Origin of the sequence: Alkaliphilus peptidifermentans DSM 18978 (assembly GCF_900101495.1) — a bacterium.
Taxonomy (GTDB): Bacteria; Bacillota; Clostridia; order Peptostreptococcales; family Natronincolaceae; genus Alkaliphilus_C; species Alkaliphilus_C peptidifermentans.
Genome location: NZ_FMUS01000014.1, coordinates 22,967 through 36,801, shown reverse-complemented (window position 1 = coordinate 36,801; position 13,835 = coordinate 22,967). Strand labels below are relative to the sequence as shown.

At 33.4% G+C, this 13,835-nt stretch carries 13 protein-coding genes and 1 riboswitch; of the genes, 12 read left to right on the top strand and 1 reads right to left on the bottom strand.

What is annotated here, in order from left to right:
- Positions 1–39: 39 nt before the first annotated feature.
- On the top strand, positions 40–444 hold the full coding sequence (locus tag BLP68_RS11130; RefSeq protein ID WP_091543431.1) for a thioesterase family protein: 405 nt from the start codon (positions 40–42) through the stop codon (positions 442–444).
- 17 nt (positions 445–461) lie between these two features.
- Here the strand turns inward: BLP68_RS11130 and BLP68_RS21760 are convergent, their stop codons facing one another.
- Positions 462–632 (bottom strand): hypothetical protein, encoded by a 171-nt coding sequence (locus tag BLP68_RS21760; RefSeq protein ID WP_176758982.1) that lies wholly within the window; start codon positions 630–632, stop codon positions 462–464.
- 254 nt (positions 633–886) lie between these two features.
- Positions 887–988, top strand: a riboswitch (purine riboswitch).
- 198 nt (positions 989–1,186) lie between these two features.
- On the opposite strand from BLP68_RS21760, the gene guaB reads away from it, so the two are divergent.
- From guaB to BLP68_RS11075, 11 genes are all read left to right on the top strand, one after another.
- Entirely contained in the window at positions 1,187–2,644 is a 1,458-nt protein-coding gene (gene guaB, locus BLP68_RS11125) for an IMP dehydrogenase (RefSeq protein WP_091543429.1), read from the top strand.
- 128 nt (positions 2,645–2,772) lie between these two features.
- Positions 2,773–4,305, top strand: coding sequence for a glutamine-hydrolyzing GMP synthase (gene guaA, locus BLP68_RS11120; protein WP_091543428.1), 1,533 nt, complete (start codon positions 2,773–2,775; stop codon positions 4,303–4,305).
- 351 nt (positions 4,306–4,656) lie between these two features.
- Positions 4,657–5,634 (top strand): UbiA family prenyltransferase, encoded by a 978-nt coding sequence (locus tag BLP68_RS11115; RefSeq protein WP_091543426.1) that lies wholly within the window; start codon positions 4,657–4,659, stop codon positions 5,632–5,634.
- An 8-nt stretch (positions 5,635–5,642) separates the two neighbouring features.
- Complete coding sequence (locus BLP68_RS11110) at positions 5,643–6,830, top strand: NADH:flavin oxidoreductase (protein ID WP_091543425.1); 1,188 nt, start codon at positions 5,643–5,645, stop codon at positions 6,828–6,830.
- A complete protein-coding gene (locus tag BLP68_RS11105) occupies positions 6,830–7,066 on the top strand; it encodes an acyl carrier protein (RefSeq protein ID WP_091543423.1) in 237 nt (78 codons plus the stop codon). Before BLP68_RS11110 ends, BLP68_RS11105 begins: the two co-directional genes overlap by 1 nt.
- Complete coding sequence (locus BLP68_RS11100) at positions 7,067–8,212, top strand: aminotransferase class I/II-fold pyridoxal phosphate-dependent enzyme (RefSeq protein WP_091543421.1); 1,146 nt, start codon at positions 7,067–7,069, stop codon at positions 8,210–8,212.
- Complete coding sequence (locus tag BLP68_RS11095) at positions 8,213–9,145, top strand: diacylglycerol/lipid kinase family protein (RefSeq protein WP_091543420.1); 933 nt, start codon at positions 8,213–8,215, stop codon at positions 9,143–9,145. It abuts the gene before it with no gap.
- Positions 9,138–10,154 (top strand): AIR synthase related protein, encoded by a 1,017-nt coding sequence (locus BLP68_RS11090; RefSeq protein WP_091543418.1) that lies wholly within the window; start codon positions 9,138–9,140, stop codon positions 10,152–10,154. Before BLP68_RS11095 ends, BLP68_RS11090 begins: the two co-directional genes overlap by 8 nt.
- Positions 10,155–11,396, top strand: a complete 1,242-nt coding sequence (locus BLP68_RS11085; protein ID WP_091543417.1) for a beta-ketoacyl-[acyl-carrier-protein] synthase family protein — start codon at positions 10,155–10,157, stop codon at positions 11,394–11,396.
- Positions 11,393–12,421, top strand: coding sequence for an NAD-dependent epimerase/dehydratase family protein (locus BLP68_RS11080; protein WP_091543416.1), 1,029 nt, complete (start codon positions 11,393–11,395; stop codon positions 12,419–12,421). Before BLP68_RS11085 ends, BLP68_RS11080 begins: the two co-directional genes overlap by 4 nt.
- 13 nt (positions 12,422–12,434) lie before the next feature.
- On the top strand, positions 12,435–13,709 hold the full coding sequence (locus tag BLP68_RS11075) for a radical SAM/SPASM domain-containing protein (RefSeq protein WP_091543588.1): 1,275 nt from the start codon (positions 12,435–12,437) through the stop codon (positions 13,707–13,709).
- The last annotated feature ends 126 nt before the right edge of the window (positions 13,710–13,835 follow it).

The window sequence follows — 13,835 nt, the reverse complement described above, 5'->3', positions numbered from 1 at the left end:
ACAATATGTAGAGATTACTAGAGAAAAAGAGGTGAGATAATGAATGAATTTAACCTTGAGGTGGGAATGAAGGCAAGGGTTGAAATTATTGTTGCGCAAAAGGACACTGCTGAAGAATTTGGTAGTGGCGGAGTTAAGGTATTGGCTACACCCTTGATGATAGGCTTAATGGAAAAGGCAGCGATGGAGGCTATTGAACCTCATTTGCCTAATGGCTACGGAACTGTTGGCACCAATGTGAATGTTAGTCATTTAGCTGCAACACCAATAGGAATGAAGGTATATGCTATTGCAGAAGTTATAGATATTGATAGGAAGAAAATAAACTTTAAGGTGGAGGCCTTCGATGAAAGAGAAAAAATCGGCGAAGGTAGCCATGACAGATACATTATAGAATTAGAAAAGTTCATATCAAAGAGTAATTCAAAAAAAGCAAAAGAATAAATACGGCAAAACCGTGTTTATTCTTTTTTCTTACTTTCCAATGTTATCAAAATATGCTCAAGAGTATCAGCAATTTTCTTATTTGACATTGCTAAAGTATGGAATAGATAAATCATATAAGCGAAAAGTCCAATATTTATTAAAACCCAAATCAATCCAAAGCCACCAAAGAACATTCTAGCTCCCATTATGATTACCTCCTAAAAATATAGTTATAATTATTATAACATTTATTGTATCGGATGGTAAAAGCATTAAACTTGCAAAAAGAACAATATATGTATATAAATAATTAATTATAAGGATGTAGGGCAGGCAGAAAGTAGTATTAATATTTTAGCTATGCTATAATCAAGCATAAGGTCTAATATTCTAATGATTAATTTTTATTAATAAATTTATGCTTGACATACATATAGCCTTTTGATATTTTATAATATAACAATTTAATAAATGATTCACTCATATAATACCGATAATATGGATCGGCTGTTTCTACCAAATGACCGGAAATCATTTGACTATGGGTGGAGTTATTATATTTTATAAGTACTTGAACTATATAATGATTGCTGTATAGTTTTTGGATTATGCATTTTTAACCCATATAATAATTTCACTCTTATGAGGTAATTATTATATGGGTTTTTATTTATCTTAAAAGAGGCGTATATCATTTTTTATTAGGGAAAAGCTTTTAATAATTTACTGTTAATTTCAAATATAAAAGGAGGATACATGAATGGAAGAAAAATTTTTAAAGGAAGGTTTAACCTTTGACGATGTGCTATTAATTCCAGCTAAATCAGAAATATTACCCCATCAAGTTGATATAACATCCTATCTAACAAAAAATCTTAAGTTAAATATTCCAATAATAAGCTCTGGAATGGATACCGTTACAGAAGGTAAAATGGCAATTTCTATGGCAAGAGAAGGCGGCGTTGGAATTATTCATAAAAATATGTCTATTGAAGAACAAGCTTTGGAGGTAGACAAGGTTAAACGAAGCGAACATGGAGTAATTGTTGACCCCTTCTATTTAAGTCCTCAGCATATAATTTCAGATGCTTTAGAATTGATGGAACGCTATCATATTTCAGGTGTACCAATCACCACCAAGGGTAAACTGGTGGGTATAATAACAAATAGAGATATAAGATTCGAAACCAACTACCAAAGACTAATATCTGAGGTAATGACTAAGGATAACCTAGTGACAGCAATTGAAGGAATTACTATGGAGGAAGCCCAAAAAATATTAATGAAGCACAAAATTGAAAAACTACCTATAGTAGATGGAAATGGCATGCTTAAGGGCTTAATTACTATTAAAGATATAGAGAAGGCCATAAAATATCCTAATTCTGCAAAGGATAGTCAAGGTAGATTGCTTGCTGGTGCCGCAGTAGGAATTACCAAAGACATGATGGAAAGAGTAAATGCACTTGTTAATGCCAAGGTTGATGTAATTGTAGTGGATACTGCCCATGGACATTCAAAAGGAGTTATTGATGCAGTGCGAAGCATTAAGTCAAAGTATCCCGATGTACAATTGATAGCAGGAAATGTTGCAACAGCAGAGGCCACTGTTGAATTGATAGAAGCTGGAGCTGATGCTGTTAAGGTGGGAATCGGACCCGGGTCAATTTGTACCACCCGAGTAGTTGCTGGAATTGGAGTTCCGCAAATTACTGCAATCTATGATTGTGCTAAAGCAGCCAAGGATTATGGTGTTCCAATTATTGCGGACGGTGGAATTAAGTATTCTGGTGATATTCCTAAGGCGATAGCTGCGGGTGCTAATATCGTGATGATTGGATCATTGCTGGCTGGAACTGAAGAAAGCCCTGGGGAAACTATTATTTTTAAAGGCAGAAGCTTTAAGTCCTATAGGGGAATGGGTTCAATAGCTGCTATGAAGATGGGTAGCAAGGATAGATACTTCCAAGAAGAAAACAAAAAATTCGTTCCAGAGGGTGTAGAAGGTAAGGTACCATATAAAGGCCCTCTTAAGGATACAGTTTACCAATTGATTGGTGGTCTAAGGTCTGGAATGGGATACTGTGGAGCAGAAACAATTGAAGACTTAAAGAAAAATGGCAAATTTATTAGAATTACTGGCGCCGGGTTAAAGGAAAGTCATCCCCACGATATAACAATAACTAAAGAAGCACCCAACTATAGTATTAATGAGTAAAAAAATTTTTATGTTGAGTGATGAATGTTAAATATTGAGTTAAAGAAGAAATTTCCTCAGCAAATTTCAACTGTAATTACTCATTACTCATTACTAATTACTAATTGAGATATGAAAGGATGAATTCTATGAACAACGAATTAATATTAATTTTAGATTTCGGTGGCCAATATAACCAATTAATTGCACGAAGGGTTAGAGAATTTAATGTCTATTGTGAGGTAGTGCCTTATAAAATTTCAGTTGAAGAAATTAAGAAAAAGAACCCTACAGGTATTATTTTCACAGGAGGTCCAGCCAGTGTGTATGGTGAAACTGCGCCAAAATGTCATGAAGATATATTTAAGCTTGGGATACCTATTTTAGGTATTTGCTATGGAGGGCAGCTTATTGCAACAGCACTGGGTGGCAAGGTAAATCGGGCTAAAAATAGAGAGTATGGAAAGACAGCCTTAAATATAAATGAAAAATCTTTGCTCTTTAAGGATATTGAACAAAATACAATATGCTGGATGAGTCATACAGATTTTATTGAAGAGGCACCTGTAGATTTTAAAGTTACAGCAACAACTACAGATTGTCCTGTAGCGGCAATGGAGAACCATTCTGCTAAGTTATATGCAGTTCAATTTCATCCAGAGGTTGAGCATACACAAAAGGGCAGTGAAATGATAAGGAACTTTCTTTATGAGATTTGTGGTTGTAAGGGTAGCTGGACTATGAAGAATTATATTGAAGAAGAAATCAGTTACATTAGAGAAAAGGTTGGAGATAGAAAGGTACTCTGCGCCTTGTCTGGAGGTGTTGATTCTTCAGTAGCAGCTGTGCTGGTACATCAGGCTATTGGTGACAATTTAACCTGTGTTTTTGTCGATCATGGGTTGCTGCGAAAAAATGAAGGTGACTGGGTTGAGGATATATTTAAAAATAAGTTTAAAATTAATTTTATTAGAGTGAATGCTAAGGACAGATTTTTAGGAAAATTGGCTGGAGTTAGTGATCCCGAAAGAAAAAGAAAGATTATAGGAGAAGAATTCATTCGATTATTTGAGGAAGAAGCTAAAAAATTAGGTAAGATTGATTTTCTAGTTCAAGGGACCCTATATCCCGATATTATTGAGAGCGGTACAGAAACTGCTGCTGTAATAAAAAGTCATCATAATGTAGGCGGACTTCCAGAAGATATGGATTTCCACCTGATAGAGCCATTTAAGTTCCTTTTTAAGGATGAGGTGCGGGCTGTAGGTACTGAGTTAGGCTTACCTGAGGAAATAGTCTGGAGACAACCATTCCCAGGACCAGGCTTAGCAGTCAGAGTTTTAGGGGAGATTACAGAAGAAAAATTAGAAATAGTTCGAGAAGCAGATGCCATTGTAAGAGATGAGATTAAGAGTGCAGGATTAGATAGACAAATATGGCAATATTTTGCAGTTTTACCTGGTATCATGAGTGTTGGTGTTATGGGGGATGAAAGAACCTACGCCCACACTGTAGGAATTAGAGCAATCACCAGTTCAGATGCCATGACGGCAGACTGGGCTCGCATTCCATTTGAAGTGTTAGAAAAAATGTCTAGAAGGATCGTAAATGAAGTTGAGGGAGTAAATAGAATAGTATATGATATTACCTCAAAGCCGCCATCAACAGTAGAATGGGAGTAAAACAGGACACAAGGGTAAAAAGACCCAGTGTATTTTTGTCAACTAGTGTTGGTGAAGAGTAATGAAACAAGATTTACAAAATAGATATAGTCTGATAAATGCTTAGGATAATCAAATATCCTAAGCATTTATAATATAACCAAATAACCAAGTTTTGGATAATTAGTATTATACTTTCGCTGCAGCAACCAATATATCCTACTATTTTATTATTTTTTCTGGAATGTTAACTGATTTTGATTTACTTAGAAGGTCAAAAAGGCGTTGATGTAGAATAAAAGGAACTATAATAATAAATTATGGTTTTTTTTAAAGCTATAGAGGTTTTACTATAAGTTAAGGGGGCATATGATGTTCAGTAGAATTAAAGCATACATAAAATCAATGCGATTATACTATGCATTTGTTACTGGTATACCCGGATGGTTGGGTGTAGCGTTTTATGAGCATATAGCAAATGATTTTGATACTGGAGAAATCGCACCTAGTATGAGTAGGAAGTTTATTATATTACTTTTACTATTTTTAAGCTGGGGGATTAATCAAATTATAAATGATTATTTAGGTTTAAAGGAAGATAAATTAAATGCACCAAGTAGACCCATGGTGACAGGAGAATTACCTGTAAAATGGGCACTGTCAGTGTCTGGCATACTAATATTTTTGACGGGTGTTATAACATATTTCTGGCTTGAGCCAATTGCATTAATTCCACTGATTTTGGGGGTGCTATTGAACATAATATATGAATATGCAAAGGGTCATGGGATAATGGGTAATATTAGCTTTGGGTTAATGATTAGCATGACCCCTGTTTTTGGATTTTTAGCTTCAGGACCCATTGGAGAGCCCTATTTCACTAAAAGCAGAGTTTCGGTTTGGTTGATTATAGTAATAATTAATAGTTTAATGACATATTTTACATATTTTAAAGATTATAAAGGTGATAAAAGATCAAATAAAAAAACAATTATTGTAGCTAAAGGACTAAGAAAAGCAAGAACCATAGGATTAGTTGCATCCTTTATTCCATATTTACTGTTTGCCTTTATTTATATGAATGATATGATAATTGCAAGAGCAAATAAAGCATTTATTATTTTAGCTGTATTATCCTTTTTTCTTCATATGTGGACTGCTTTACTATATTTTAAAAATCCTATTGGGAAAAAAACATATTACTCACTTATTACAAATTTCAGAGCATGTATATGTTCACAAGCAGCTCTAATAGCACTATTCAATGTTGAGCTAGCATTTGTATTATTTATTTCTTCTTATATTCTTGTTGGTTTTATTTTTAATTTACATACCAATTATAAGGCGTAGGTGTCTGTATGAAGGAATATGAATTAAACAGTAAAATATTTAGCTCATCTACTTATGAAGGCCTGTGTGATATTAATGGATTTCCCATTCAACAGTATTATGACTTTTACAAAGATCTAGCAGTTAATAATGTAAAAAATATAATTACTGGTTTTGCCTTTATTGATGTTAAGGGAAGGGCGATGCATGTAGGGCAGGCGGGAATAGATAATGATAACAAAATTGAATACTATAAAAAATTATGCCATATTGTACATGAACATGGGTCTCGAATTTATATGCAAATAGCCCATACAGGAAGACAAAGCAGAAGTAATATTACTGGTAGTAGACTTTTATCCCCTAGTAGTAAAAGATCAGTATATTTTAGGGAAAAACCTAAAAAGCTTACCATACAGGAAATTGAAAGCATTGTTGAATCATTTGGGGAAGCAGCTTTGAGAGCCAAGAAGTCAGGCTTTGATGGTGTTCAAATTCATGGAGCCCATGGATATCTTATCCATCAGTTTCTTCTAGAAGGCATAAATGATAGAAGAGATAAATATGGTATATCTAAAGAACTGGGCTTAGGTGTGAAATTTCTTGATGAAATCATCGATAGAATAAGAGAAAAATGTGGAACTGCATATCCTCTACTAATAAAGATTAGCGGAGGTGTGGATATAGATGATAAATTTACTACAGAAAGATTTATAAATCTAATTAAGTATCTAAATTCAAAAAGTCTTCATATGATTGAAATAAGCTACGGGACAATGGATTTTGCCTTGAATATCTTTAGGGGGGATGTACCCTATCAATTGATATTAGATAAAAACCCCTTATTCTATAGCACCAATCCATTAAGGATAGCTTTAACTAAAAAAGTGATATTCCCTTGGTATAAAAATAAATTGAAAGACTATAGTGAAGCATATAATCTAGATTATGCAAAGCTAGCAAAGGAGCACACCAATACTCCAATTATATCAGTGGGAGGATTTCGCACTAAAAAAACAATTGTTGATGCATTAAAAAATAATTATTGTGACTATGTTGGCCTTTGTAGACCTTTCTTGGCAGAAATAGACTTAATGAATTCATTGAACCAATGCCAGGAATACACCTTTAAATGTATAAACTGCAATTATTGTGCCGTTATGACGGATACAGGCGTAGCAAGCAAATGCTATAAATTTACAAAAGGGGTGAAATAATGGAGCTAGAAAAAAAGATTATTAGAATTATTGAAGAAAATATTGAGTCGGATACAGAAGTAAATTTAGATAGTAAATTGTTTGACGATCTGGAAGTGGACTCTTTAGGAGTTACAATACTTTTAAATGCTTTTGAGGACGAGATGGATTTAGAAATAAATGATAAGGACTTTAGGGATATTGTTACTGTGAGAGATATTATTGAAAAAATATCTGATATAAGGAAGGGTTCTTAAATGAAGGTTGATAAATCACTTGAAATGGAGACTGACTTTAACCCATATTATAAGATGATGAATTCTGGTCTCAAAACCACAGTGAATATCGGTGATGAAGAATACATTGATTTGGCCTCCAATAACTATCTAGGCTTGGCCAATGATGAAAGAATCGTCAAGCATTCTATTGTAGCATTAAAAAAATATGGTCTTTCTATGTGTGGTACTCCCATTGCAAGTGGATACATTGATTTATATGAGAATGTACAATTTAAGCTGGCAAGATTTGTTAACTTAGATAGGGCTGTGTTACTTCCATCTTGCTATCAAGCTAATAATGGACTATTTAAAGCTATCACTAAAGAAAAGGATTTAATATTGATTGATCATTATGCACATTCTTCTTTGATTGAAGGAGCCCAAGCAACCAGCGGAAAGATAAGATTGTTTTTACATAATAATATATTGCATCTTGAGAAACTACTGGAAAAGAGAGAGAAATATAAGAATGTATTTATTGTAACTGAGTCAGTATTTTCCACAGAGGGAGAAGTAATAGATATTAATAAATACATAGAAATCGCAAAGAAATACTCAGCTTATTTGGTTGTAGACGACTCCCATGGAATTGGCATAATTGGCCCTCAGGGGAAGGGTATTTTAAGTGATATTAAGACTGAACACGACAAAATTATTTATACTGCGTCATTAGGAAAGGGATTGGCCAATCAAGGTGGTATAATTGCAGGTAATAATGAGCTTATGGAGTATATTTCATACTATCTTCCACAGCTAATATATTCTACAGCCTTGGTTCCAGCTGTTTTAGGCGGAATAGATAAAACAATTGATATTATTACAAATGAATTCCCTCAAATAAAAAATAAATTAGATAGAAATTCAAGTAGACTTAAAAGCATACTAAAGCAATTAAAATTTGATATAGTAGAAACTTCTATGCCTATAACATCAATCAAGGCTGGTAATTCAAAAAATGCTTTTACAATTGCAAAAAACTTCTATAGTAAAAAAATATTAACTACAACCTTTATCACACCCTCTGTACCCCAAAATCAATCGCGAATAAGATTAATTGCAAATGCAGGACTTAGAGAAGAAGATATGAATAAGCTTGAAGACAAAATAAGAGAAATGGTGTTATAGATGAAATATTTAATAATTTTAAATCCTGGTTCAAAGGGTGGTAAAAGCCAGAAGTCCTTCGAAAAAATATTAGACTTCTTTAAGGATAATCAAATCAATTTTGATTATCGAATAACAGCATCCCTCCAAAACGCCTATGAAATCTCCTATGCTGAAAATAAAAACTATGATGTTATTGTTGCTGTTGGTGGAGATGGCACCATCAATAAAGTAATTAATGGTTTTTTTGATATAGAGGGGAAGAGACATTCAAATAATGCAATAGGCATAATTTACACAGGAACAAGCCCGGATTTTTGTAAATCCTATAACATTCCTTTAAATATTGAAGATGCAATAAATAACATTATTAAACCACAAATCAAACAAATTAAAATAGGTCGAATTGAGTTTAGGGAGAATAATATTAATGATGGGACTAAAACAGCTTATTTTGCATGCTGTGCAAATATTGGCTTAGGATCAAAATTAGCTACATATGCCAATAATGGCATAAGAAAAATATTGGGAGATTTCGGTGGGACATTGGTATCCCTAATTGGCACTCTATTAAGCTACAGAAAAAAGGATTATAGGTTGGTGGTGGATGGTGAGACCTATATTTATAATAATGTACATAATATCTCAGTTGGAATCACGCCTTACATTGCTTCAGGTATCAAAGTCCATGGAAATATTGAAGAAATGAAAACCCAATTTTATATATTAATTGTTAAAGAACTGAAATTATCAAATGTGTTGTCTGTGTTAAGGGCTATTTATACGGGAAAAATAGTCGACAATAACAATTTTAGCTTGCTTTACTGCAAAGAGATCGAAATATATGATTTGGATAAGGTAAGCGAAGTTGAATTTGACGGTGACCATCAAGGTTACTTGGAATGTAAAATAGAAATAAACAAAGATGGTTTGGATGTGATTGTGGGTGAGTAAAGAATATAATTACATAAATATGATAAATGCTATTATGCCGAAATCAGAGAATCAAATAAATAAAGTTTTTGAAAGCGATAGTGAAATTTTTAATTTGCATAATATGAAGCTGGCCATAAATACTGATGAGTTTTCACAAGAGGATTTTTTTATTGAAGATAATCCATATGAGCTGGGCTATAATATTGCATTAGGAGCAGTTAGTGATATTATTGCTGTTGGAGCAAAACCTATATTCTTTCTACACAGCATGACTATAAATAGCTCATGGGATGATGGATTTATTACAGCCTTCAGTAAAGGAATTTCTGACCTTCTAAAGCTTCATAACATTGCTTTCCTAGGAGGCGATTTTGGAATAGCAAACCAATGGAGAGTTACCTGCACTGTTATAGGAGAATGTATGAAGAAAGAAGTCATGAGAATAGGTGCTAAGGAAGGAGACCCCATATACATAAGCGGTAGGGTGGGTAAGGGCAACTTAAATGCAGCAGTCAGTATTTTAAAGGATAAATCAATAATTCCATTGATTAAGGGAAAGTATTCTTCGATATTCAATACTCATGTGAATTTTCACCATCTTATTGCAAACTATGGAAATGTATGCATTGATACAAGTGATGGCTTAGTAAACACTTTAAACACACTTGCAGGCTTAAATGGATTAGGCTATAAAATCGAAGAAATACCTTATATTAAATATAGTAAATTAATAGCTAAAATATCAAAGCTTCCAAGGGAGCTACTAATAATGGGTGAAGCAGGAGAATATGAGTTTCTATTTTCTGTTGAAAAGTCACAGGAAGCTAAACTAATTGAGTACATAGTTGAAAACAAAATTAAAATATATAAAATAGGTCATTTTACAAAATCCCAAGAAAGATTGATTAAAATTGATGGTGGTTACATAGACTTCAAGGCTTTTGATATTCGCGGGCGGGATTATGATGATTTAAAAATCTATATTAATGAAATCCATCAATATATTGAAAAGAACAGGATGGTGTAAATGAGAAGAGTTGTAATAACAGGAATTGCACCGGTTACTGCATTAGGTATAGGTGAGGAGTTTTTCGAAAGCATCTTTGAAAATAAACGTGTAATACAGCCTATACCAGAGGTATATCAGAAAAATTATGAATTCAAATCTAAACACTATGTGCCTGCTCCTGAGATTAATCTGAAGGAGTTTGGTTTTTCAAGAACTTTAGATAAGATGATGAGCAATGCTTCTAAAATAATGGTTCTGGCAGTTTATCTAGCCCTTAAAGACGCAAAAATTTCCTTGATGGAAAAGGATAAAAGATATTATTCTCATTTGCTAGAGGAATCCGCTATTATTATTGGAACGGGATTTACAAGTATAGAAGTGGCATTTAATTCCTTTAAAGGGCATCTAGGTAATATAGATAATGAAAAATATAATAGATTGACAATTCCAATGATAATGACCAATGCACCAGCCAGTTGGATATCAATTATTTTTGGTGTAATGGGTGATAATTTCACACTCAATACTGCCTGTGCTTCGGGGACATATGCCATAGGCGAAGCCTATAAAAGAATTAAATCAGGCGAAAGCAATTTAGTTATAAGTGGCGGAGTAGAGTGTTTAGTTGATGAAACCGGAGCTACTATGAGGGGCTTTGATATATTAGACACACTTAACAAAGATAATGATGGTTATGGAAAGCCATTTTCTAGGAGCAGAAGTGGCTTCTTATATAATGATGGTGCTGGATGTGCTTTGATTCTAGAAGAATATCAACATGCTAAAAATAGAGGTGCAGAAATATATTGCGAAATATTGAACTATGAAAAAAACAGCGACTCCTATAGTATAGTACAAATGAACAAAGATGGAAACTCAATTGAAGAATTAATAAGAAAACTCATTGGAGAGGAAAAAATAGATTATATCAATACCCATGGTACTGGAACTGACTTAAATGATGCTGTTGAAGCAGATGTAATTAGAAGAATTTTCGGAAACAAGGATACCCAGCCTTATATTAACTCTAGCAAAGGGATTATAGGTCATTCTCTAGGGGCCAGTGGAGCACTTGAAGCAGCAATAACTGCCTATAGTATTAAGCATGGTAAAATTCATGGAAATTTTGTGGAAGATATTATGGATAATTTGAATGCTAGCTATGAAAACCTCAGTACTCCAATAAATAGAGCTATAAGTCTTTCCTATGGCTTTGGAGGACATAACGGAGGTCTAATGTTTGGAGGTAATAAGCCTTGAAGGTACTATTAACAGGAGCCAATGGTTTTATTGGCAGTCATATTTTAGATAGACTTATAGAAATGGGACATGATGTTAGATGTCTGATTAGAAGAAATAGCAACCTTAAAAATATTGAGCATATTGATTGTGAATATGTCTATGGTGATTTATTAGATTGTGATGCCCTTAATAAGGCGACCCAAAACGTTGAAGCTGTTATTCATACAGCGGCTCATGCAAAGGATTGGGGCGATTACGACCTGTTTTATCAATCAAATGTTGAGGGAACACTAAACTTAATAAAAGCCTCAAAGGTTAATGCTGTAAAAAAAATTATTCTTACCAGCTCTATTTCAGTATATGGAGAAGAACACTCTACCCTTGCTAAAAATGAAAAATCTCCACTAAACTCCCATTATAAATATTTTCTTGATAGTATCTTTCCATGTAAAATGAATTATTACAGAGATACAAAAAGAATTGCTAAGGATAAAGCCTCAGAATTTGCAAAAAAGCACAATATAGATTTGCTTTTTATTGAGCCCGTTTGGGTTTTTGGTGAAAGGGAGTTTGGAACAGGCTTTTATGATTATTTGAATACTGTAAGATCAGGGGCGAAATTCTTACCAGGCAGCAATTCTAATTATTTTCACGTTATATATGTTAAAGAGTTGGCTAAAGCATACGAAAGGGCTATTCATTATGATTTTAAAGGTTGTGAAGCACTTATTATTGGTAATTCCAGCCCCATACTTATGAATGACCTATATACCATGCTTTGTGAAGGTGCTGGTTTGAAGAAACCCTATAACCTGCCTAAATACATTACTTATCCAGTAGCTTTTGTTATGGAAGTATTATGGACAATGCTAAGGGTTAAAACTCCACCAATCCTTACAAGAGGTCGATTAAACATGTTCTATGATAATATAATGTTTGACGTTTCAAAAGCAAAAGAAGTGATGGGATTTGAAGATAAAAGTGACCTAAAAGAGAGTATTGATAAAACAATAAAGTGGTACCAGGAAAATGGCTACCTTTAAGGAGAAAAGTAGTATGGCTAGATATAATCAAAGAATTATTAATCTTGGAATTAGAATATCTGTGTTTATCCATTATTTTATCTCCCTAGTAAAAGGAGAGTTAAATTCTAAAGAGTTCATTACACTGCTAAAAAGACTAAATCATTTTATTAATATTATGTCCAGCAACAAATATATAAGAATTAATGGTGGATATAAAATCGATCTATATGTCCCGGCATTTCCTTCTAAAGCTTTTTATACAGCTTGTGATAAATTTATTAAGACCGATATATTTGGAGAATTCCCTTGCTCAACTGTGCTTGTTTCTATAACCTCTGCCTGTAGATTTAAATGCAAGCACTGCTACCAAGGACTAGATAAGGGAAAGGACCTGGATATAGAGTTACTAGTGAATACTATTAGAAGGCTTCAAGACATGGGTATAGCATTTTTTAATATAGAGGGAGGCGATCCCTTCCTGAAATTTGATAGGTTAAAAAGAGTATGTAAAGAAGTTGATAATAGATCTGTTATATGGGTCAACTCAACTGGAGACGGCATTAACAATGAAAGAATACATGAACTAAAAAGACTTAATGTAAAGGCAATTATGTTTTCTGTCCACAGCACTGACGAAATGAAAGTAAATGATTTTATGAGCAGTGAAAATGCCTGGGATATAATGACCAAGGGTATGGAAATTTGCAGACAGGAAAAAATGCCCATAGCAATAAATGCATGCCTTAGGGAAGCGGATTTCAGAAATGACAGCTTTGATAAGCTTATGGAATTTGCTAAAGACCAGGGGGTTGCAGTTGTTCAACTTATTAAACCAAAGGCTGCAGGTGCTTGGCTTAATGAAAATTTTGATGATGAAATAAAGAGTCTTGAATATATAAAATCTAGAGTAAATCAGTATAATGATAGTGCTGAGTACAAAGGATATCCATCTATCTCCGCACAGATTATTGAGGAAGATGAAAAGCATTTTGGATGCACAGCCGGAGGAACAGACAGATTTTATATTAATGCAAAGGGAGATATTCAACCATGTGAATTCTTAAACATATCCTTTGGAAATTTAATTGAAGAAGATTTTGATACAATATATTCAAGGATGAAAGAGAGCTTTAAAACACCTAAAGCTTGCTGGCTTTGTGATAAATACTCAAAGGATATTTATGAAGTATATTCCCAAAATGCACTGCAAACATTACCACTAGATAAAGCGCATTCTGAGAATATTTATAAAAATTGGGACAGAGGAAAAGTTACTTGTTTATATGAAGACTTAAAGAAAAAATAGATTTCTATCAACCTACGATAGTATCAGGTAGGCTACACCATACCTACAAAGGGCTGTTAATAATGACACCTTTAATGGTGAAGCTATTGTAGAACTTATAAAGAACTATAAAACAATTTAAATGCA

Coding starts and splice junctions, on each gene's coding strand:
- BLP68_RS11100 (WP_091543421.1), top strand. CDS start 7,067: ATGAAGGTTGATAAATCACTTGAAATGGAGACTGACTTTAACCCATAT.
- BLP68_RS11130 (WP_091543431.1), top strand. CDS start 40: ATGAATGAATTTAACCTTGAGGTGGGAATGAAGGCAAGGGTTGAAATT.
- guaA (WP_091543428.1), top strand. CDS start 2,773: ATGAACAACGAATTAATATTAATTTTAGATTTCGGTGGCCAATATAAC.
- BLP68_RS21760 (WP_176758982.1), bottom strand. CDS start 632: ATGGGAGCTAGAATGTTCTTTGGTGGCTTTGGATTGATTTGGGTTTTA.
- BLP68_RS11095 (WP_091543420.1), top strand. CDS start 8,213: ATGAAATATTTAATAATTTTAAATCCTGGTTCAAAGGGTGGTAAAAGC.
- BLP68_RS11075 (WP_091543588.1), top strand. CDS start 12,435: ATGGCTAGATATAATCAAAGAATTATTAATCTTGGAATTAGAATATCT.
- guaB (WP_091543429.1), top strand. CDS start 1,187: ATGGAAGAAAAATTTTTAAAGGAAGGTTTAACCTTTGACGATGTGCTA.
- BLP68_RS11115 (WP_091543426.1), top strand. CDS start 4,657: ATGTTCAGTAGAATTAAAGCATACATAAAATCAATGCGATTATACTAT.
- BLP68_RS11085 (WP_091543417.1), top strand. CDS start 10,155: ATGAGAAGAGTTGTAATAACAGGAATTGCACCGGTTACTGCATTAGGT.
- BLP68_RS11105 (WP_091543423.1), top strand. CDS start 6,830: ATGGAGCTAGAAAAAAAGATTATTAGAATTATTGAAGAAAATATTGAG.
- BLP68_RS11110 (WP_091543425.1), top strand. CDS start 5,643: ATGAAGGAATATGAATTAAACAGTAAAATATTTAGCTCATCTACTTAT.